The organism is Kluyvera genomosp. 2, assembly GCF_036759865.1.
GTDB classification, from domain to species: domain Bacteria; phylum Pseudomonadota; class Gammaproteobacteria; order Enterobacterales; family Enterobacteriaceae; genus Kluyvera; species Kluyvera ascorbata_B.
The window spans coordinates 20,154-37,682 of the sequence record NZ_JAPKIA010000013.1 but is presented as its reverse complement, the minus strand read 5'-3'; the positions used below and the strand labels follow the sequence as shown (position 1 = coordinate 37,682).

Annotated in this window: 17 protein-coding genes and 1 pseudogene; 12 read left to right on the top strand and 6 right to left on the bottom strand. The window is 56.0% G+C overall.

Going from position 1 to position 17,529, the window contains the following annotated elements; genetic code table 11:
• The first annotated feature begins 34 nt into the window (after positions 1 to 34).
• From aegA to maeB, 4 genes are all read left to right on the top strand, one after another.
• Positions 35 to 2,017 carry a formate-dependent uric acid utilization protein AegA gene (gene aegA / locus V6942_RS15080; RefSeq protein WP_333501422.1) on the top strand — a complete coding sequence of 661 codons (1,983 nt, stop codon included), beginning with the start codon at positions 35 to 37 and terminating at the stop codon, positions 2,015 to 2,017.
• A gap of 58 nt (positions 2,018 to 2,075) precedes the next feature.
• The gene (gene nudK / locus V6942_RS15075) at positions 2,076 to 2,651 is read left to right on the top strand and encodes a GDP-mannose pyrophosphatase NudK (RefSeq protein WP_106924156.1); all 576 of its coding nucleotides are present in this window, start codon (positions 2,076 to 2,078) and stop codon (positions 2,649 to 2,651) included.
• Between the two features lie 105 nt (positions 2,652 to 2,756).
• Entirely contained in the window at positions 2,757 to 3,806 is a 1,050-nt protein-coding gene (locus V6942_RS15070; RefSeq protein ID WP_106924157.1) for a DUF1176 domain-containing protein, read from the top strand.
• A gap of 403 nt (positions 3,807 to 4,209) precedes the next feature.
• The gene (gene maeB / locus V6942_RS15065; protein WP_333501421.1) at positions 4,210 to 6,489 is read left to right on the top strand and encodes an NADP-dependent oxaloacetate-decarboxylating malate dehydrogenase; all 2,280 of its coding nucleotides are present in this window, start codon (positions 4,210 to 4,212) and stop codon (positions 6,487 to 6,489) included.
• 55 nt (positions 6,490 to 6,544) lie between these two features.
• On the opposite strand, the gene V6942_RS15060 is transcribed toward maeB, so the two are convergent.
• The 4 genes from V6942_RS15060 to amiA all read right to left on the bottom strand — a co-directional run bounded on the left by V6942_RS15060 (position 6,545) and on the right by amiA (position 10,121).
• Positions 6,545 to 6,874, bottom strand: a complete 330-nt coding sequence (locus tag V6942_RS15060) for a hypothetical protein (protein WP_182930683.1) — start codon at positions 6,872 to 6,874, stop codon at positions 6,545 to 6,547.
• 92 nt (positions 6,875 to 6,966) lie between these two features.
• Positions 6,967 to 8,238 carry a DUF1963 domain-containing protein gene (locus tag V6942_RS15055; protein WP_333501420.1) on the bottom strand — a complete coding sequence of 424 codons (1,272 nt, stop codon included), beginning with the start codon at positions 8,236 to 8,238 and terminating at the stop codon, positions 6,967 to 6,969.
• Positions 8,239 to 8,352: 114 nt separating this feature from the next.
• Positions 8,353 to 9,252 (bottom strand): oxygen-dependent coproporphyrinogen oxidase, encoded by a 900-nt coding sequence (gene hemF / locus V6942_RS15050; RefSeq protein WP_333501419.1) that lies wholly within the window; start codon positions 9,250 to 9,252, stop codon positions 8,353 to 8,355.
• A complete protein-coding gene (amiA, locus tag V6942_RS15045; RefSeq protein ID WP_106924160.1) occupies positions 9,252 to 10,121 on the bottom strand; it encodes an N-acetylmuramoyl-L-alanine amidase AmiA in 870 nt (289 codons plus the stop codon). The genes hemF and amiA overlap by 1 nt, the downstream gene beginning before the upstream one ends.
• 213 nt (positions 10,122 to 10,334) lie before the next feature.
• Here amiA and V6942_RS15040 point away from each other — a divergent pair, with 213 nt between their 5' ends.
• The 4 genes from V6942_RS15040 (at position 10,335) to V6942_RS15025 (ending at position 12,830) form a co-directional block, all read left to right on the top strand.
• Positions 10,335 to 10,760 (top strand): GNAT family acetyltransferase, encoded by a 426-nt coding sequence (locus V6942_RS15040; protein WP_181357945.1) that lies wholly within the window; start codon positions 10,335 to 10,337, stop codon positions 10,758 to 10,760.
• Positions 10,747 to 11,196 carry a DUF2919 domain-containing protein gene (locus tag V6942_RS15035; protein WP_333501418.1) on the top strand — a complete coding sequence of 150 codons (450 nt, stop codon included), beginning with the start codon at positions 10,747 to 10,749 and terminating at the stop codon, positions 11,194 to 11,196. Before V6942_RS15040 ends, V6942_RS15035 begins: the two co-directional genes overlap by 14 nt.
• A gap of 61 nt (positions 11,197 to 11,257) precedes the next feature.
• Entirely contained in the window at positions 11,258 to 11,833 is a 576-nt protein-coding gene (locus V6942_RS15030; RefSeq protein WP_333501417.1) for an RpoE-regulated lipoprotein, read from the top strand.
• A gap of 97 nt (positions 11,834 to 11,930) precedes the next feature.
• Positions 11,931 to 12,830 carry a Dyp-type peroxidase gene (locus V6942_RS15025; RefSeq protein WP_106924164.1) on the top strand — a complete coding sequence of 300 codons (900 nt, stop codon included), beginning with the start codon at positions 11,931 to 11,933 and terminating at the stop codon, positions 12,828 to 12,830.
• 38 nt (positions 12,831 to 12,868) lie between these two features.
• Here V6942_RS15025 and V6942_RS15020 read toward each other — a convergent pair.
• A pseudogene (locus V6942_RS15020) lies at positions 12,869 to 13,120 on the bottom strand (Txe/YoeB family addiction module toxin); the annotation flags it as partial.
• Positions 13,117 to 13,368: a YoeB-YefM toxin-antitoxin system antitoxin YefM gene (yefM, locus tag V6942_RS15015; protein WP_106924166.1), complete on the bottom strand. Its 252-nt coding sequence runs from the start codon at positions 13,366 to 13,368 to the stop codon at positions 13,117 to 13,119. The gene yefM and the pseudogene V6942_RS15020, both read right to left, overlap by 4 nt.
• Positions 13,369 to 13,614: 246 nt before the next feature.
• Between yefM and V6942_RS15010 the strand changes: the two genes are divergently transcribed.
• From V6942_RS15010 to cysA, 4 genes are read left to right on the top strand one after another with little or no spacing between them, the layout of a single operon-like run.
• Positions 13,615 to 14,631: a sulfate ABC transporter substrate-binding protein gene (locus V6942_RS15010; protein ID WP_106924167.1), complete on the top strand. Its 1,017-nt coding sequence runs from the start codon at positions 13,615 to 13,617 to the stop codon at positions 14,629 to 14,631.
• Positions 14,631 to 15,464 carry a sulfate/thiosulfate ABC transporter permease CysT gene (gene cysT / locus V6942_RS15005; protein ID WP_035897290.1) on the top strand — a complete coding sequence of 278 codons (834 nt, stop codon included), beginning with the start codon at positions 14,631 to 14,633 and terminating at the stop codon, positions 15,462 to 15,464. Before V6942_RS15010 ends, cysT begins: the two co-directional genes overlap by 1 nt.
• Positions 15,464 to 16,339, top strand: a complete 876-nt coding sequence (cysW, locus tag V6942_RS15000; protein ID WP_106924168.1) for a sulfate/thiosulfate ABC transporter permease CysW — start codon at positions 15,464 to 15,466, stop codon at positions 16,337 to 16,339. Before cysT ends, cysW begins: the two co-directional genes overlap by 1 nt.
• Positions 16,329 to 17,423 (top strand): sulfate/thiosulfate ABC transporter ATP-binding protein CysA, encoded by a 1,095-nt coding sequence (cysA, locus tag V6942_RS14995; RefSeq protein ID WP_035897287.1) that lies wholly within the window; start codon positions 16,329 to 16,331, stop codon positions 17,421 to 17,423. The genes cysW and cysA overlap by 11 nt, the downstream gene beginning before the upstream one ends.
• Positions 17,424 to 17,529 lie beyond the last annotated feature (106 nt).

Here is a 17,529-nt window from a genome sequence, read left to right as displayed (position 1 = left end):
AATATAAGGTTTTATAACCATAGGCTGAGAGAGTATGAACCGTTTTATTCGGGTGGATAGCCAAAAATGTATTGGATGTAGAGCATGTGAAGTGGCCTGTGTGATGTCGCATAACGATGAGCAACATGTGCTCGACGTCGCGCAGTTTTTGCCGCGCATCACGGTCGTCAAAATGAATCAACAACGTGGCGCTGCGACCTGCCATCATTGTGAGGACGCCCCCTGCGCCCGCAGCTGCCCGAATGGCGCCATTCGTCAGGTCGATGACGCCATCCAGGTCGATCAGGCAAAGTGTATTGGCTGTAAATCCTGCGCCGTCGCCTGCCCGTTTGGCACCATGCAGATAGTCCTGGCACCCGCAGCCGATGGCCGTGTCAAAGCCACCGCGCACAAATGTGACCTTTGTCAGACACGTCCGGGTGGACCGGCCTGCGTGGAAAACTGTCCGGCAGACGCGCTGCAGCTGATGACCAGCCAGCAGTTAACTGAGATTGCCCGCACCCGTCGTCTGCAGACGGCCTGTCGCGAAGCGCAGCCGTGGCATGGCGATACCCGGGCCGTAGCGCCAATCGCGCAGCGCAGCAAGGTGCAGCAGATGGCGCAAACGCCCGCGCGCGGCGAAGCTGATAAACTCAACCTGGCGGAACGTAAAACCGGTTTTGGCGAAATCTATTTGCCGCTGCGTGAAGATCAGGCTCAGCAGGCCTCCTCGCGCTGCCTGAGCTGCGGCGAGCACAGCGTCTGCGAATGGACCTGCCCGCTGCACAACCATATTCCACAGTGGATTGCGCGGGTGAACGCTGGCGATATCGATGCGGCGGTGGAGCTGTCGCATCAGACCAACCCGCTGCCGGAGATTACCGGCCGCGTTTGCCCGCAGGACCGACTCTGCGAAGGGGCTTGTACTATCCGTGACGAACACGGTGCAGTGACCATCGGTAATATTGAACGCTATATCTCCGATCGCGCGCTGGCCAAAGGCTGGCGGCCGGATATCGGCAATGTTGTCAGCAGCGGCAAGCGGGTGGCGATTATCGGTGCCGGGCCTGCGGGGCTGGCGTGTGCCGATATTCTGGTGCGCCAGGGCGTTGAGCCGGTGGTATTCGATCGCCATCCGGAAATCGGCGGCCTGCTGACCTTTGGCATTCCGGCGTTCAAGCTGGATAAATCGCTGATGGCCCGCCGCCGTGAAATTTTCACCGAGATGGGCATCCGCTTTGAGCTGAACTGCGAGATTGGCGCAGACATCACGCTGGACACGCTGCTGAATGACTACGACGCAGTGTTCGTCGGCGTGGGGACCTATCGTTCCATGAAGGCCAACTTGCCGAATGAGGACGCGCCCGGCGTGTATGACGCGCTGCCGTTCCTGATTGCCAACACCAAGCAGGTGATGGGGCTCGGCGAGTTACCTGATGAACCGTATATCAACACCCAGGGGCTGAACGTGGTCGTGCTCGGCGGCGGTGATACGGCGATGGACTGCGTGCGTACCGCACTGCGTCACGGGGCAGAAAAAGTGACCTGCGCCTATCGTCGCGATGAAGCCAACATGCCGGGTTCGAAAAAAGAGGTCAAAAACGCTAAGGAAGAGGGGGCCGAGTTTGAATTCAACGTCCAGCCCGTGACCCTTGAACTGGATACCAGCGGCCGCGTGTGCGGCGTGCGCTTCCTGCGGACTCAGCTCGGCGAACCGGACGGCCAGGGGCGTCGACGCCCGACACCCATTCCCGGCAGCGAGTTTGTGATGCCTGCCGATGCGGTGATCATGGCGTTTGGTTTCCATCCGCACAGCATGCCATGGCTGAACGCGCAGGGCGTTGAGGTGGACGACTGGGGACGCATTCGTGCGAACGTGCATTCGCGCTATCGCTATCAGACCTCGAACCCCAAAATTTTTGCCGGCGGCGATGCGGTGCGCGGGGCCGACCTGGTGGTGACGGCCATGGCGGAAGGGCGCCATGCGGCGCAGGGGATCCTCGACTGGCTGGGCGTAAAAGTGACTCGCGCGCATTGACGATACCCGGGCTTCACGGCGTAATATGGCGCGAAAGCGTTATCGCCGTGGAGCCCACATGTCCCTTAATATCAACGTCATCAAAGATCAAATCCTCTCTGACAACTACTTTGTCCTGCGCAATATTACCTACGATTTAACCCAGAAAAACGGTACGGTCGTGCGCCATAAGCGTGAAGTTTACGATCGCGGCAACGGCGCGACGGTGCTGCTGTACAACAGCCAAAAAAAGAGCGTGGTGCTGGTGCGCCAGTTCCGCGTGGCAACCTGGGTGAACGGCAATGCCGACGGTATGCTGATTGAAGCCTGCGCCGGGCTGCTCGACGACGACGATCCGGAAACCTGCATCCGCAAAGAGGCCATCGAAGAGACCGGCTACCAGGTGAGTCACGTACGTAAGGTCTTTCAGCTGTATATGTCGCCGGGCGGCGTGACCGAAATCATCCATTTCTTTATCGCGCAATACGATGACCGCCTGCGCGATAACGCCGGCGGCGGGGTCGATGATGAAGATATTGACGTGCTGGAACTGCCGTTTTCCCAGGCGCTGGAAAAGGTGCGCAGCGGCGAAATTTGCGACGGTAAGACGGTGATTTTACTTCAGTATCTTCATGCATCCGGCCTGATGGCGTAATTTTGCCTGTAGCTCAATCCGATAAATCCGATTGAGGGTTGCCGCTTCGTCATCCAGGATAGCCCCGGTAAGTTGATGCTTTTTTCTTCTGGGGTTGTACCGTCCATGCGTTACCGCGTTTTCCTTTTTATCTTCTGCATCGGGTGGCTCCCGACGTCGTCGACGTGGGCGGCGCCGGCGCAGCAGCTTTTCTCCGATTGGTTAGTCACCTGCAATAATCAAAATTTCTGCGTGACCCGCAACGTAGGCCTGCACTATGGGCTGGTGATGACGTTAAGTCGTAGCGCCGGGGCGCATACCGATGCGCAGCTGCGCATTGAGCTGGGCGGGCTGGTTAATCCGGTGGCGACCGTACCGGCGATTGAACCGCGGTTGCTGCTTGACGGTAAGCCGCTGAAGCTGAATGGTGAACGCTGGAAAGTTCAGCCGAAGCTGTTGACGACCGGCGATAGCGCCACGATCGATGCTTTCCTGCAGCTGATTCAGGATGCCCACGCGATGACCCTGGCGAGGGGCGTTCAGGTCATTTCATTGCAGGGGTTGAAGGCGGCACTGCTGTTTATCGACGCGCGCCAAAAACGGGTGGGCAATGAAACCGCGTGGGTAAGAAAAGGCGACGAGCCCCCGCTCAGCGTGCCGCCCGCGCCGGCGCTCAAGGCGGTGGCAAAAGTGAATGCCGCGCCGACGCCGTTGGGTCATGATGAGTACAACGACCTGCTGGATTTTGCCACCTGGCGGATGAACAACGTGCAGTGTTCACTCGACCCCCTGCGTCGTGAAGTGTGGGTGACGGCGCTGACCGATGATAAGGCGCTGATCATGACCAGCTGCGAGTCTGGCGCTTATAACACCTTCTACCGTGCCTGGCTGGTGTCGCGAAAAAAACCGTTTGTGACGACGCCGATTCGCCTGCGTCTGCCGTTCGTGCCTTCCGGCAGCGAAGGGCGTGATATTGAGCTGGTCAATCTCACGTACAACGAAAAAAGCCGCGAGCTGGTGACGCTTGAAAAAGGCCGCGGCCTTGCCGACTGCGGTGTACAAACGCGCTGGCGCTACGACGGCCAGCGTTTTCGCCTGGTGCGCTACGCCGCGCAGCCGCAGTGTGATAACTGGCAGGGGCCAGACGCCTGGGCAACACAGTGGGTTTCCGGCTAACATTTTTCCCTTCCTCTGCGCCGCCTGATGACGGCGCATTCCCCCTATATCCTCGTGCGTCTAGCCTATCAACGTAATGATTAATTTAGCTATTCAGGATGATGGCTGAACATTATCGCGGTAAGGCATGATGATGCCAGGAAATGGCCAGACGCTTTGCCCATAGCCATTAGGTTATGGCTGGCATAACAAAAAAGCATATCTGGAAATCATGATCTTACTATCGATACTTGATAACATGTCAGACATAAATAGATAACAAAGACAGGCGTGTTCGCAAGAGTATGGCGGCCTTCAAAGTTTACCGGGCGGCCACAGGCGATACTAGGCGCTTCCCTTCGGGAGTGCATCAGGACGTAATTGCGCTTCACCCTTTTAGTTCGATACGTGAAAGGAACCCTAAATGGACGACCAATTAAAACAAAGTGCCCTCGATTTCCATGAATTCCCCATTCCAGGTAAAATTCAGGTCTCTCCCACCAAGCCGTTAGCCACCCAACGCGACCTTGCGCTGGCCTATTCGCCGGGCGTTGCCGCACCGTGTCTTGAAATTGAAAAAGACCCGCTGGCGGCCTACAAATATACCGCGCGTGGCAACCTGGTGGCGGTGGTGTCAAACGGCACCGCGGTGCTCGGCCTCGGCAATATTGGCGCGCTGGCCGGTAAGCCGGTGATGGAAGGTAAGGGCGTTTTGTTCAAGAAGTTCGCCGGTATTGACGTTTTCGATATCGAAGTGGATGAGACTAATCCGGACAAATTTATCGACGTGGTGGCGGCGCTGGAGCCGACCTTTGGCGGCATCAACCTCGAAGACATTAAAGCGCCGGAATGCTTCTACATTGAGCAGCAGCTGCGCGAACGTATGAACATTCCGGTGTTCCACGACGACCAGCACGGCACGGCGATTATCAGTACCGCCGCTATTCTTAACGGCCTGCGCGTGGTGGAGAAAAATATCTCCGATGTTCGCATGGTGGTTTCTGGCGCTGGCGCCGCAGCGATTGCCTGTATGAACCTGCTGGTGGCGCTGGGGATGCAGAAACACAACATTGTGGTCTGCGACTCCAAAGGCGTTATCTACGAAGGCCGCGAGCCGAACATGGCGGAAACCAAGGCGGCTTATGCGGTGAAAGATAATGGCAAACGCTCGCTGGACGATGTGATTGCCGACGCGGATATCTTCCTTGGCTGCTCTGGCCCGAAAGTGCTGACCCAGGAGATGGTGAAGAAGATGGCCCGCGCGCCGATGATCCTTGCGCTGGCGAACCCGGAACCGGAAATACTGCCGCCGCTGGCCAAAGAAGTGCGCCCGGACGCCATCATCTGTACCGGCCGTTCCGACTACCCGAACCAGGTTAACAACGTCCTGTGCTTCCCGTTCATCTTCCGCGGCGCGCTGGACGTCGGCGCGACGGCCATCAACGAAGAGATGAAGCTGGCGGCCGTTCACGCTATCGCTGAGCTGGCCCATGCCGAGCAGAGCGAAGTGGTGGCTTCCGCCTACGGCGATCAGGATCTGAGCTTTGGCGCGGAATACATCATTCCTAAACCGTTCGATCCGCGCCTGATCGTGAAGATCGCCCCGGCCGTTGCTAAGGCGGCGATGGACTCTGGCGTCGCGACGCGCCCGATTGCTGATTTCGATGCCTACATCGAAAAACTGAGCGAGTTCGTCTATAAAACCAACCTGTTTATGAAGCCTATCTTCTCGCAGGCGCGCAAAGAGCCGAAGCGCATCGTGCTGGCGGAAGGGGAAGATACCCGCGTGCTGCACGCGACGCAGGAGCTGATCACTCTGGGGCTGGCAAAGCCGATTCTGATTGGTCGCCCGAGCGTGATTGAAATGCGTATTCAGAAGCTGGGGCTGCAGATTAAACCGGGTGTTGACTTTGAAATCGTTAACAATGAATCTGACCCGCGCTTTAAAGAGTACTGGCAGGAATACTACAGCCTGATGAAGCGTCGTGGGCTTACCCAGGAGCAGGCGCAGCGTGAGATGCGCAGCAACACCACGGCGATTGGTTCCATCATGGTACATCGCGGCGAAGCGGACGGCATGATTTGTGGCACCATCGGCGACTACCACGAGCATTTCAACGTGATTAAGCCGCTGTTTGGCTACCGCGACGGCGTTCACACCGCCGGGGCCATGAACGCGCTGCTGCTGCCGAGCGGCAACACCTTTATTGCCGATACTTACGTCAATAACGATCCTACGCCGGAGCAGATCGCCGAAATCGCCCTGATGGCGGCGGAAAGCGTGCGTCGTTTCGGTATTGAACCGCGCGTGGCGCTGCTGTCGCATTCCAACTTTGGCTCTTCCGATTGCCCGTCGGCCAGCAAAATGCGTGACGCGCTGGAGCTGGTGAAGGCGCGCGCGCCGGAGCTGATGATTGACGGCGAAATGCACGGCGATGCCGCGCTGGTCGAAAGCATCCGCAATGACCGCATGCCGGACAGCCCGCTGAAAGGCTCCGCCAATATTCTGGTGATGCCGAATATGGAAGCGGCGCGTATCAGCTACAACCTGCTGCGCGTATCCAGCTCTGAAGGGGTGACCGTGGGGCCGGTGCTGATGGGGGTGGCAAAACCGGTTCACATCCTGACGCCGATTGCCTCTGTACGCCGTATCGTCAACATGGTGGCGCTGGCGGTAGTTGAAGCGCAGACCCAGCCGCTGTAAGCATTTAAATCTCTTATTAGGCGCGGGTTCCCCCTGCGCCTTTTTGCAGGAATAGTTAACGCCTGACCGGATAGGCGATAAATAACCCAAGAATAGTCAAAATACATGCAATCATGCACATGAAAATACAATTCTTACGCGTGCGTTGAATAGGGATGACTGCGCAGATAAGGGCTATTATTGCCATTACTATCGGGGTTGCGGCGATATTGATAATAAGCAGTACAATTAAGCCAAAACTTGCCCCGCCACTGTGGGGGATAAAGATTTTATCGTGAAAGCAAACCTCCATCACAAAGGCGATCAGGCTTCCCGCGAGGCTCATATCCAGGTGATGGTACCACCTGGCGCTTTCCGTATCTGCGATGGGTATGTTGTGCTCCATTAAAACTTAACCCTTTCTTTTTGCGAAAAAAAGCCAGCCGCATCTTTATGTCTATTATGTTGTTCTGTATTTTCTAATGAATGCTCATAGGGTTATGTTTGCTGATGGGTTGTTGCCGTTGTTTTACATGAAGGGCAAATAAATCCATAAAGCATTCCAGCAAGATAAGTATCTATATCGTGGCAATCAATCTGCGCAATAAACGTCATTGTCTGGCTGCATTCAGGGCATTGCGGGTATTCCGCATCCTGAACCCAGGTGGGATGCCCGCCAATCTGCGAGAACGTTGTCGGCAGCAGTTCATCTGCGGCGAATAATGGCAGACGATCTTCGGCGGGATATAATCCGTTGATGGGCAACGGGCACCAATCTTTCGCATTTTCAACGGCAAGTGCTGAGAGCGGGTTTTTGGGGTGTAATTGCGGCTTGCCCTTGTCATCAATCTGGCTGTAAACAGGGTGATAAACGGAACAGCACTCGCAGGTCATCATACGCAGTGCGCCAGGCCAATTATTGATACCCAGAGCGTCAGGCGCGATTTCAAATAGATTAATCAGCGGCAGATGGCAGTGAGGGCAATTTTCGCCCTGTTTTATAATGGTGCTGAACGGGCGAGAGGCTGTGCTGGGTTGCCGGGTTAAATGAATGCATTGCGGGAAGTAGAGATTGCGTCGACCGCCTGATTGCGTTAATTCCCACCCTGCGGTGCGCGCGTAATCCTCTGGCGGGATGTAGAGGGAATGACGCCATGTTGGCGGCGTTTGCCGCCAGTGGTTAAAGCGTTCGACGACGGCTGAATCACCAATCCAGGCGAGAGCGCAAAGTAGATTGCTGCGGTTTTCTTCATCGTATTCAACGCGTTGTAAAAGCGTATCGCGAACATCGGCAGGGGCGCGATGAAAGGGGAAGGCAGGATAGCAGTCGAAGTCCTCTTCATCTTCAACCCATTGGCGCAAACAATTATCCAGATTCGCCTCAGTAAATGCGGCCAGACAAAGACAAATCTCTTGTGCTTGCTCGTATTCGTCGTTATCGAATAGCGCTTCAGCGTGGCAGGCCATTTCGCTGGCCTGGCTGGGGGTGAGTTGCTGGTAAAGCGTATCGGTGGCGACAGGGCATGGCACCCAGAAAATGAGTGGATCGTTAGCCGGCGGTAGGTGAACCCGTTTTAACATCTCGACCGGATCGCTAATGCCCTCGAATATGTTTACCGTTTTCCGATTTTTTTTGATGTAATCATCGTATTCCTGTTTTTCACGAGCTCGAACACAGGGAATACAATATCCATCTGTACGTGCCGCTGTGGTGGGGAGAATACGGTGTGAACAATCAGGATTTCTACATGCAACGCGATCATCATCCATGAGTACTGCTCCGGGCATTGTGATGTGGAGGAGACTGTGCGCGCAGCGATGACGCGCCATCCGATAATTCAGTATCGTCATTCCGGATGGCGTAACTTGAGGAAAAATGCGTAACTAGACCCAATCGCGAACTTTCAGAAAAGTGCTCAGCGCTGCTTCTGGGCTGCCATCTTCCGGCTGGTAGTTATACTCCCAGCGCACCAGCGGCGGCATCGACATCAGAATGGACTCCGTGCGCCCGCCGGTCTGCAGGCCGAACAGCGTGCCTCTGTCCCACACCAGATTGAACTCAACGTAGCGCCCGCGGCGGTAGAGCTGGAAATCGCGTTCGCGCTCGCCATAAGCCATCGCTTTGCGACGCTCGACGATGGGCAGGTAGGCGTCGGTAAAGCCGTTTCCTACCGCCTGCATAAAGGCGAAGCAGTGGGCAAAGTCTGGCGTATTCAGATCGTCAAAGAACAGGCCGCCAATGCCGCGCTGCTCCTGGCGGTGCTTAAGATAGAAGTAGTCGTCACACCACTTTTTATAACGCGGATAGACGTCATCGCCAAACGGCTGGCACAGGTCGCGCGCGACGGTGTGCCAGTGCACGGCGTCTTCATCAAAACCGTAGTAAGGGGTTAAATCGAAGCCGCCGCCGAACCACCACACTGGCTCAGCACCCGGTTTTTCGGCAATAAAGAAACGCACGTTGGCATGGCTTGTCGGCACATACGGATTACGCGGGTGAACGACCAGCGATACGCCCATGGCCTCGAAGCTGCGCCCGGCAAGCTCCGGGCGGTGCGCCGTTGCGGAGGCGGGCATCGCGTCGCCATGTACGTGGGAGAAATTGACGCCAGCCTGTTCAAAGACGGCGCCGTCGCGTAGCACCCGGCTACGGCCGCCGCCGCCGGCATCGCGCTGCCAGCTATCTTCGATAAATGCGCCGCCGTCGAGCTGTGCAAGCTGGCGGCATATCTCGTCCTGTAGCCCGAGCAGAAAGGCTTTAACCTGATCGACGTTAATGGTCATCAGCGTCGCTTCGCGTGGGCTTTCTGGTTATCGAACCAGTGGAAGTAGCTGATGATGCCCGAAGCGATAGCATCGGCGATTTTTTGTCGAAATGCCGTGGTGCCCAGCAGCTTCTCTTCGGCCGGGTTGGTAATAAAGGAGGTTTCGACCAGCACGGAGGGAATCGACGGCGACTTCAGAACCACAAATGCCGCCTGCTCGGTGCTGCGGCTGTGCAGCTTGTGCACTGGCTTAATTTTCTTCAGCACGTGCGAGCCGAGCGTCAGGCTGTTTTTGATGGTATCGGTCTGTACCAGATCGAACAGCACCTGCTGCAGAAGATGGTCTTTGTCTTTGGCCTTCTTGCCCGCCAGCTCATCAGCGGCGTTTTCACGGTCCGACAGATACTTTGCCATTGCGCTACTGGCCCCGCGGTTGGAGAGGGCGAAGACCGACGCGCCTGCGGCAGAGGGGTTAGTAAAACCATCTGCGTGAATTGACATAAACAAATCTGCGCCGTGCTTATGGGCGATTTCAACCCGATCGTACAGCGGAATAAAGGTATCGCCCGAGCGGGTCAGCCGAGCATCGATGCCGTTTTTCTGCAGAATAGCGCGAACGTTTTTGGCAATCGCCAGCACCACATGCTTTTCTTTCGAACCGTTATGGCCGATTGCGCCGGTATCAATACCGCCGTGGCCTGGATCCAGCATCACCAGCCGACGGCTTGATGTTTTTTTCGCCGGCTTACTGTGACCATTGCTGGTTTTTAAGGTGGTGTCTTTTGCTGCCGCGTGGGAAGCTATCCCTGACAGCGTGAGCGCAGCCAATCCGGCTTTCAGCACCTGGCGGCGCGAAGTCAGTATTTTTAATGGTTTAAAAGTGCTCATTCCGGCCTGAGTTGTAAAAACAAGAATCTATATGTTATATCGTATCGCGATCTTCGTTACGACAGTTCGTGATGAGAATTGTTTTACTTTTCATTTCAATACGTGTCTGTACCTTATTATGCCATTTTTTTCACTGTGCCGCGCCAGATATTGGCTAAATTGGCCGTTCACGCCATAATCACTGTTTTTGAACCTGAAAAGGCGGGCAATACCATGGAGATACGCGTTTTTCGCCAGTCGGACTTTGAAGAGGTCATCACTCTATGGGAGCGATGCGATCTGCTGCGACCATGGAACGATCCTGAGATGGATATCGAACGTAAGGTAAACCATGACGTCAGCCTGTTCCTGGTGGCGGAGGTCAACGGTGAAGTGGTCGGTACCATTATGGGCGGCTACGACGGTCATCGTGGTTCAGCTTATTATCTTGGCGTTCACCCGGAATACCGCGGCCGCGGTATTGCTAACGCGCTGCTCAATCGTCTTGAGAAAAAGCTCATTGCCCGCGGCTGCCCGAAAATTCACATTATGGTGCGTGAGGAAAACGACGTCGTGCTGGGCATGTACGAGCGTCTGGGCTATGAACATGCCGATGTGCAAAGCTTAGGAAAACGTCTGATCGAAGATGAAGAGTACTGATTTCTCGCCCGCCGACTACGATCCGCAGGGCCGCCTGCGACTGCCGTTTTTGTTCTGGTGCCTGCTGTTGTTACAGGCGCGGACGTGGGTGCTGTTCCTGATGGCCGGCGCCTCACGCGATCAGGGCGATGCCTTGCTCAATCTGTTCTATCCTGACCACTCGCTTTTCTGGATTGGCCTGCTGCCCGGCGTACCGGCCGTACTGGCGTTTCTGCTTAGCGGGCGGCGCCACGTCTACCCGCGATTATGGCGATGGCTGCATCCGGCGTTAATCGTGTCGCAGATTATCCTGCTGCTGTGGCAGCCGTGGCTGTGGCTCAGCGGTGAGGCGCTGTCCGGCGTTGGGTTAAGCCTGTTTTTGCTGGATATCTATGCCCTGTGGTGGCTGCTGAGCAATCGCCGTTTACGCGCCTGTTTTCGCGAGGTCATAGATTAAACGGCACTTTTTGCGTTTACTGGACTCCAACAGGCCTGACTTGAATTTATAGGAAGTATCAATGAAATCGCTGCGTTTATTCTTCTGTGCACTGCCGCTGGCGTTGACCGGCTGCACAACGCTGTCGTCGGTTAACTGGTCGGCGGCCTATCCGTGGAACTGGTTTGGCTCTTCGGCCGGTATCACCGAGCAGGGCGTGGGCGGGATTAGCGGAACCACGGCGCTGAACGAACAGGCCATTAGCGACGCATTGGGCAGCAGCTATCGTATTCGAAGCGGCATGAAGGCGCACCAGGGCAATATTGTTCACTACTTTGAAGCGCTGCGCGGTGACAAGCTGGCGATGGTGATTAACGGCGATGGCGGCAGCGTCAGCCGGGTTGACGTCCTGGATGACAGCGTTGAAGCCGCCGACGGCGTGAAGGTCGGCGCAGCGTTTAACGCTATTTACGATAAAGCCTTCGGCAACTGTGCACCTGCAGTTGACGACGAGAGTAACGTGGTGGAATGTAAAGCAAAAGAGAGCCAGCACATTAGTTACCAGTTCTCCGGCACCTGGCAGGGGCCGCAGGGGCTAATGCCGCCGGACGATGCGTTGAAAAACTGGACGCTGTCAAAAATAATCTGGCGGCGCTAATTTTGTCGGCAAATTGACCCGCTGCGTCGAAAAGCGGGTACAATGTGTAAGGTTTTTCTATGCCACGATGTCGTGGCATTTTATTTCAGGAGGAGCGATGTCTCAGGTTCAGAGCGGCATTTTGCCGGAACATTGCCGCGCGGCGATTTGGATTGAAGCCAATGTTAAAGGGGACGTTAACGCCCTGCGTGCCGGCAGCAAAATTTTTGCCGAAAAGCTGGCGGCGTTTCAGGATAAATTCCCGGAAGCCCATTTAGGCGCGGTTGTCGCGTTTGGCCACAACACCTGGCGCGAGCTGAGCGGCGGCGTAGGTGCAGAAGAGCTGAAAGATTTCCCTCCGTACGGTAAAGGACTTGCACCCTCCACGCAGTTTGATGTGCTTATCCACATTCTGTCGCTGCGCCACGACGTGAACTTTTCCGTTGCTCAGGCTGCACTGGCGGCGTTCGGTGATTCCCTGGACGTGCAGGAAGAAGTGCACGGTTTCCGCTGGGTTGAAGAACGTGACCTGAGCGGTTTCGTTGATGGCACCGAGAACCCGGCGGGTGAAGAAACGCGCCGCGAAGTGGCCGTGATTAAAGACGGCGTTGATGCGGGCGGCAGCTACGTGTTCGTACAGCGCTGGGAGCACAACCTCAAGCAGCTTAACCGCATGAGCGTGCCGGATCAGGAAATGATGATTGGCCGTACCAAAGAAGCCAACGAAGAGATCGACGGCGACGATCGCCCGGAAACTTCTCACCTGACCCGCGTTGACCTGAAAGAAGACGGCAAAGGGCTGAAAATTGTGCGTCAGAGCCTGCCTTATGGTACGGCGAGCGGTACCCACGGCCTGTACTTCTGCGCGTACTGCGCGCGTCTGCATAACATTGAGCAGCAGCTGCTGAGCATGTTTGGCGACACCGACGGTAAGCGCGATGCGATGCTGCGCTTTACTAAGCCGGTGACCGGTGGGTATTACTTTGCGCCTTCGCTGGATAAGTTAGTGGCGTTGTAAGGTGCATTCTCTTCAGATGCCATAAAACGGGCCGTCTGATGGTGATACCGGCATGCCGCAACCAGTAGAGCATCGTTATCAAGTTTGTAGACAAGTCGATGCTCTAATGTGATCCGGCGGGACCAAAATCCCGCCAGATCAAATTTCAGCGGTTCTGGCTTACCTTTGCCGACAAAGGGCGTGCGTTTAATCTCCCTGATAAGCTCGTTTATCTTTTTTATCATGCTCTTATCCGTATCTTGCCAGTACAGATAATCGTCCCATGCCTGTGCTGACCAGATAAGTTTCACTCCATCAAATCCCTTTGGATACCTTTTCCAGTTTTTAGCTCCTCAATCGCATCCATGAGTCGTCCGGCATTTGCGGGTGATCGCATCAGATAAGCGGTTTCTTCCAGCGAACGGTATTCTTCGAGCGACATCAGCACGCATGCCTTACCGTTTTGTTGGGTGATGATAATAGGGGCGCGGTCTTCCGTCGCTTGCCGTAGCGTTGTGGATAGGTTTTGCCGGGCTTCGCTATCGCTGATTATTCTCATGGCACTCTCCTGATGATGTCACACATGTCCATTGTTTATGTGTGGTTATTTGACCCTGGATTAACAGCCCGAACAAGCCGTTGATAATGCTTTTGCGAGTCGTTATCCAGATATTCCTGGCATGTTAAAAATCCTTATTCCCTTTTCAACTTCCAAATCACCAAACGGTATATAAAACCGTTACTCCTTTGGTCTCCGTTATAAATACACTGGTGCTCAGAGAGTCTCCAAACGATAGGGTGCGCAATGGCTATGACGTTACTGAAAAAAAGATACCTGGCGCTGGCCGCTTCAATGCTGCTGGTGGCACAAGCACAGGCGACGGAGCTGCTAAACAGCTCTTACGACGTCTCCCGTGAGCTGTTCGCCGCCCTGAATACGCCGTTTGAACAGCAGTGGGCGAAGGATAATGCGGGTGACAAGCTGACGATTAAGCAGTCACACGCCGGTTCTTCCAAGCAGGCGCTGGCTATTTTGCAGGGCTTAAAAGCAGACGTTGTAACTTATAACCAGGTGACCGATGTGCAGATTCTGCATGATAAAGGCAACCTGATTCCGGCGGACTGGCAGGCGCGTTTACCGAACAACAGCTCGCCGTTCTACTCGACCATGGCGTTCCTGGTCCGTAAGGGCAACCCGAAAAATGTTCATAGCTGGAACGACCTGGTGCGCCCGGACGTGAAGCTGATTTTCCCGAACCCGAAAACCTCCGGTAACGCGCGCTATACCTATCTGGCGGCGTGGGGCGCGGCGGATCAGGCTGACGGCGGCGATAAAGCCAAAACGCAGCAGTTTATGACCCAGTTCCTGAAAAATGTCGAAGTGTTTGATACCGGCGGCCGTGGCGCGACCACCACTTTCGTGGAGCGTGGTCTGGGCGACGTGCTGATCACCTTCGAATCGGAAGTGAACAATATCCGTAAGCAGTATGAAGATCAGGGCTTCGAAGTGGTGGTGCCGAAGGTCAACATTCTGGCGGAGTTCCCGGTCGCCTGGGTCGATAAAAACGTTAAGGCCAACGGTACCGAGAAGGCGGCGAAAGCCTACCTGAACTATCTGTATAGCCCGCAGGCGCAGACCATCATCACCGACTACTACTACCGCGTGAACAACCCGCAGGTGATGGACAAGCTGAAAGACAAATTCCCGCAGACCGAACTGTTCCGCGTGGAAGACAAATTTGGCGCCTGGCCTGAAGTGATGAAAACGCATTTCGCCAGCGGTGGTGAGTTAGACAAGCTGTTAGCGGCGGGGCGTAAGTAATGTTTGCTGTTTCTTCCAGACGCGTGCTGCCGGGCTTTACCCTGAGCCTTGGCACCAGTCTGCTGTTTGTTTGTTTAATTCTGCTGCTGCCGCTGAGCGCGCTGGTGATGCAACTGGCGCAGATGAGCTGGTCGCAGTACTGGGACGTGATTACCAACCCGCAGGTGGTGGCGGCCTACAAAGTGACGCTGCTGTCGGCGTTTGTGGCCTCGATTTTTAACGGCGTGTTCGGCCTGCTGATGGCGTGGGTGTTAACCCGCTACCGTTTCCCGGGCCGTACGCTGCTGGATGCGCTGATGGATCTGCCGTTTGCGCTGCCAACGGCGGTGGCGGGCCTGACGCTGGCGTCGCTGTTCTCGGTGAACGGCTTCTACGGCGAGTGGCTGGCGAAGTTTGATATTAAGGTGACCTACACTTGGCTCGGCATCGCGGTGGCGATGGCGTTTACCAGCATTCCGTTTGTGGTACGTACCGTTCAGCCGGTGCTGGAAGAGTTAGGCCCTGAATATGAAGAAGCGGCGGAAACGCTGGGCGCTACGCGCTGGCAGAGCTTCCGTAAAGTGGTGCTGCCGGAACTTTCTCCTGCGCTGGTGGCGGGCGTCGCGCTGTCGTTCACCCGCAGCCTTGGCGAGTTTGGCGCGGTGATTTTTATCGCCGGGAACATTGCCTGGAAGACGGAAGTGACCTCGCTGATGATCTTTATTCGCCTGCAGGAGTTTGATTATCCGGCGGCGAGCGCGATTGCGTCGGTTATCCTCGCGGCCTCTCTGCTGCTGCTGTTCTCCATCAATACCTTGCAAAGTCGCTTTGGTCGACGTGTGGTAGGTCACTAATGGCGGAAGTTACTCAATTGAAGCGCTATGACGCACCCCGCATCAACTGGGGTAAATGGTTTCTGATTGGTACCGGGATGCTGGTTTCGGCCTTTATCCTGCTGGTGCCGATGATCTATATCTTCGTCCAGGCGTTCAGCAAAGGGCTGATGCCGGTGCTGCAAAACCTGGCCGACCCGGACATGCTGCACGCCATCTGGCTGACGGTGATGATTGCGCTGATTACCGTGCCGGTAAACCTGGTGTTCGGCGTGCTGCTGGCATGGTTGGTGACGCGCTTTAACTTCCCGGGGCGCCAGCTGCTGTTGACGCTGCTGGATATCCCGTTTGCCGTCTCGCCGGTCGTCGCGGGTTTGGTTTATCTGCTGTTTTACGGTTCCAACGGCCCACTCGGCGGCTGGCTGGAAGCGCATAACCTGCAAATTATGTTTGCCTGGCCGGGCATGGTGCTGGTCACCATCTTTGTGACCTGCCCGTTCGTGGTTCGTGAATTGGTACCGGTAATGCTGAGCCAGGGCAGTCAGGAAGACGAAGCGGCGGTGCTGCTCGGTGCCTCCGGCTGGCAGATGTTTAAACGCGTTACGCTGCCAAATATTCGCTGGGCGCTGCTGTACGGTGTGGTGCTGACCAACGCTCGTGCTATCGGTGAGTTTGGCGCGGTGTCGGTGGTCTCCGGCTCGATTCGCGGCGAGACCCTGTCGTTACCGTTACAGATTGAACTGCTGGAGCAGGACTACAACACCGTCGGTTCTTTTACCGCCGCGGCGCTGCTGACCCTGATGGCGATTCTGACCTTATTTTTAAAGAGTGCGTTGCAGTGGCGTTTGCATAATCAGGAAAAACGCGCGCAACAGGAGGGAAATCATGAGCATTGAGATTGCCAATATTAAGAAGTCTTTTGGTCGCACCCAGGTGCTGAATGATATCTCTCTGGATATCCCTTCCGGCCAGATGGTCGCACTGCTGGGGCCGTCCGGTTCCGGGAAAACCACGCTGCTGCGCATTATTGCCGGGCTGGAGCACCAGACCAGCGGGCATATTCGCTTCCACGGCACCGACGTCAGCCGCCTGCACGCGCGCGATCGTAAAGTGGGGTTTGTATTCCAGCACTACGCGCTGTTCCGCCATATGACGGTGTTCGACAACATCGCCTTCGGCCTGACGGTGCTGCCGCGCCGCGAGCGTCCAAACGCCGCGACCATTAAAGCAAAAGTTACTAAACTGCTGGAGATGGTGCAGCTTGCTCATCTGGCAGACCGCTATCCGGCACAGCTTTCTGGCGGACAAAAACAGCGCGTGGCGCTGGCTCGTGCGCTGGCGGTGGAGCCACAGATTTTACTGCTTGACGAACCGTTCGGCGCGCTGGATGCGCAGGTACGTAAAGAGCTGCGTCGCTGGCTGCGTCAGCTGCATGAAGAGCTGAAATTCACCAGCGTCTTCGTCACCCACGATCAGGAAGAAGCGATGGAAGTCGCCAACCGCGTGGTGGTGATGAGCCAGGGTAATATCGAACAGGCCGATGAGCCGGATCAGGTTTGGCGCGAGCCCGCCACCCGCTTCGTGTTGGAGTTTATGGGTGAAGTGAACCGTCTGCAGGGGACCATTCGCGGCGGGCAGTTCCACGTTGGCGCGCACCGCTGGCCGCTGGGCTATACGCCGTCTTATCAGGGGCCGGTAGATCTGTTCCTGCGCCCGTGGGAAGTGGATGTGAGCCGCCGTACCAGCCTCGATTCCCCGCTGCCGGTTCAGGTACTGGAAGCCAGCCCGAAAGGTCACTACACCCAATTAGTTGTCCAGCCTCTGGGGTGGTATCACGAGCCGTTAACGGTGGTGATGCGCGGGGACGATGCGCCGCTGCGTGGCGATCGTCTGTTTGTGGGCTTGCAGAATGCACGCCTCTATCATGGTGACCAGCGCATTGAGTCCCATGAGACGCTTGCTCTGGCAGAAACGGCCTGATAGCTTAATCGCACGTGGTTTTGCCGGGTGGCGCTACGCTTACCCGGCCTACAAAACAATATTGACAGGCCCGGTAAGCGAAACGCAGCCGGGCTTTTTATTGGAC

Coding starts and splice junctions, on each gene's coding strand:
- aegA (WP_333501422.1), top strand. CDS start 35: ATGAACCGTTTTATTCGGGTGGATAGCCAAAAATGTATTGGATGTAGA.
- nudK (WP_106924156.1), top strand. CDS start 2,076: ATGTCCCTTAATATCAACGTCATCAAAGATCAAATCCTCTCTGACAAC.
- V6942_RS15070 (WP_106924157.1), top strand. CDS start 2,757: ATGCGTTACCGCGTTTTCCTTTTTATCTTCTGCATCGGGTGGCTCCCG.
- maeB (WP_333501421.1), top strand. CDS start 4,210: ATGGACGACCAATTAAAACAAAGTGCCCTCGATTTCCATGAATTCCCC.
- V6942_RS15060 (WP_182930683.1), bottom strand. CDS start 6,874: ATGGAGCACAACATACCCATCGCAGATACGGAAAGCGCCAGGTGGTAC.
- V6942_RS15055 (WP_333501420.1), bottom strand. CDS start 8,238: ATGGATGATGATCGCGTTGCATGTAGAAATCCTGATTGTTCACACCGT.
- hemF (WP_333501419.1), bottom strand. CDS start 9,252: ATGACCATTAACGTCGATCAGGTTAAAGCCTTTCTGCTCGGGCTACAG.
- amiA (WP_106924160.1), bottom strand. CDS start 10,121: ATGAGCACTTTTAAACCATTAAAAATACTGACTTCGCGCCGCCAGGTG.
- V6942_RS15040 (WP_181357945.1), top strand. CDS start 10,335: ATGGAGATACGCGTTTTTCGCCAGTCGGACTTTGAAGAGGTCATCACT.
- V6942_RS15035 (WP_333501418.1), top strand. CDS start 10,747: ATGAAGAGTACTGATTTCTCGCCCGCCGACTACGATCCGCAGGGCCGC.
- V6942_RS15030 (WP_333501417.1), top strand. CDS start 11,258: ATGAAATCGCTGCGTTTATTCTTCTGTGCACTGCCGCTGGCGTTGACC.
- V6942_RS15025 (WP_106924164.1), top strand. CDS start 11,931: ATGTCTCAGGTTCAGAGCGGCATTTTGCCGGAACATTGCCGCGCGGCG.
- yefM (WP_106924166.1), bottom strand. CDS start 13,368: ATGAGAATAATCAGCGATAGCGAAGCCCGGCAAAACCTATCCACAACG.
- V6942_RS15010 (WP_106924167.1), top strand. CDS start 13,615: ATGGCTATGACGTTACTGAAAAAAAGATACCTGGCGCTGGCCGCTTCA.
- cysT (WP_035897290.1), top strand. CDS start 14,631: ATGTTTGCTGTTTCTTCCAGACGCGTGCTGCCGGGCTTTACCCTGAGC.
- cysW (WP_106924168.1), top strand. CDS start 15,464: ATGGCGGAAGTTACTCAATTGAAGCGCTATGACGCACCCCGCATCAAC.
- cysA (WP_035897287.1), top strand. CDS start 16,329: ATGAGCATTGAGATTGCCAATATTAAGAAGTCTTTTGGTCGCACCCAG.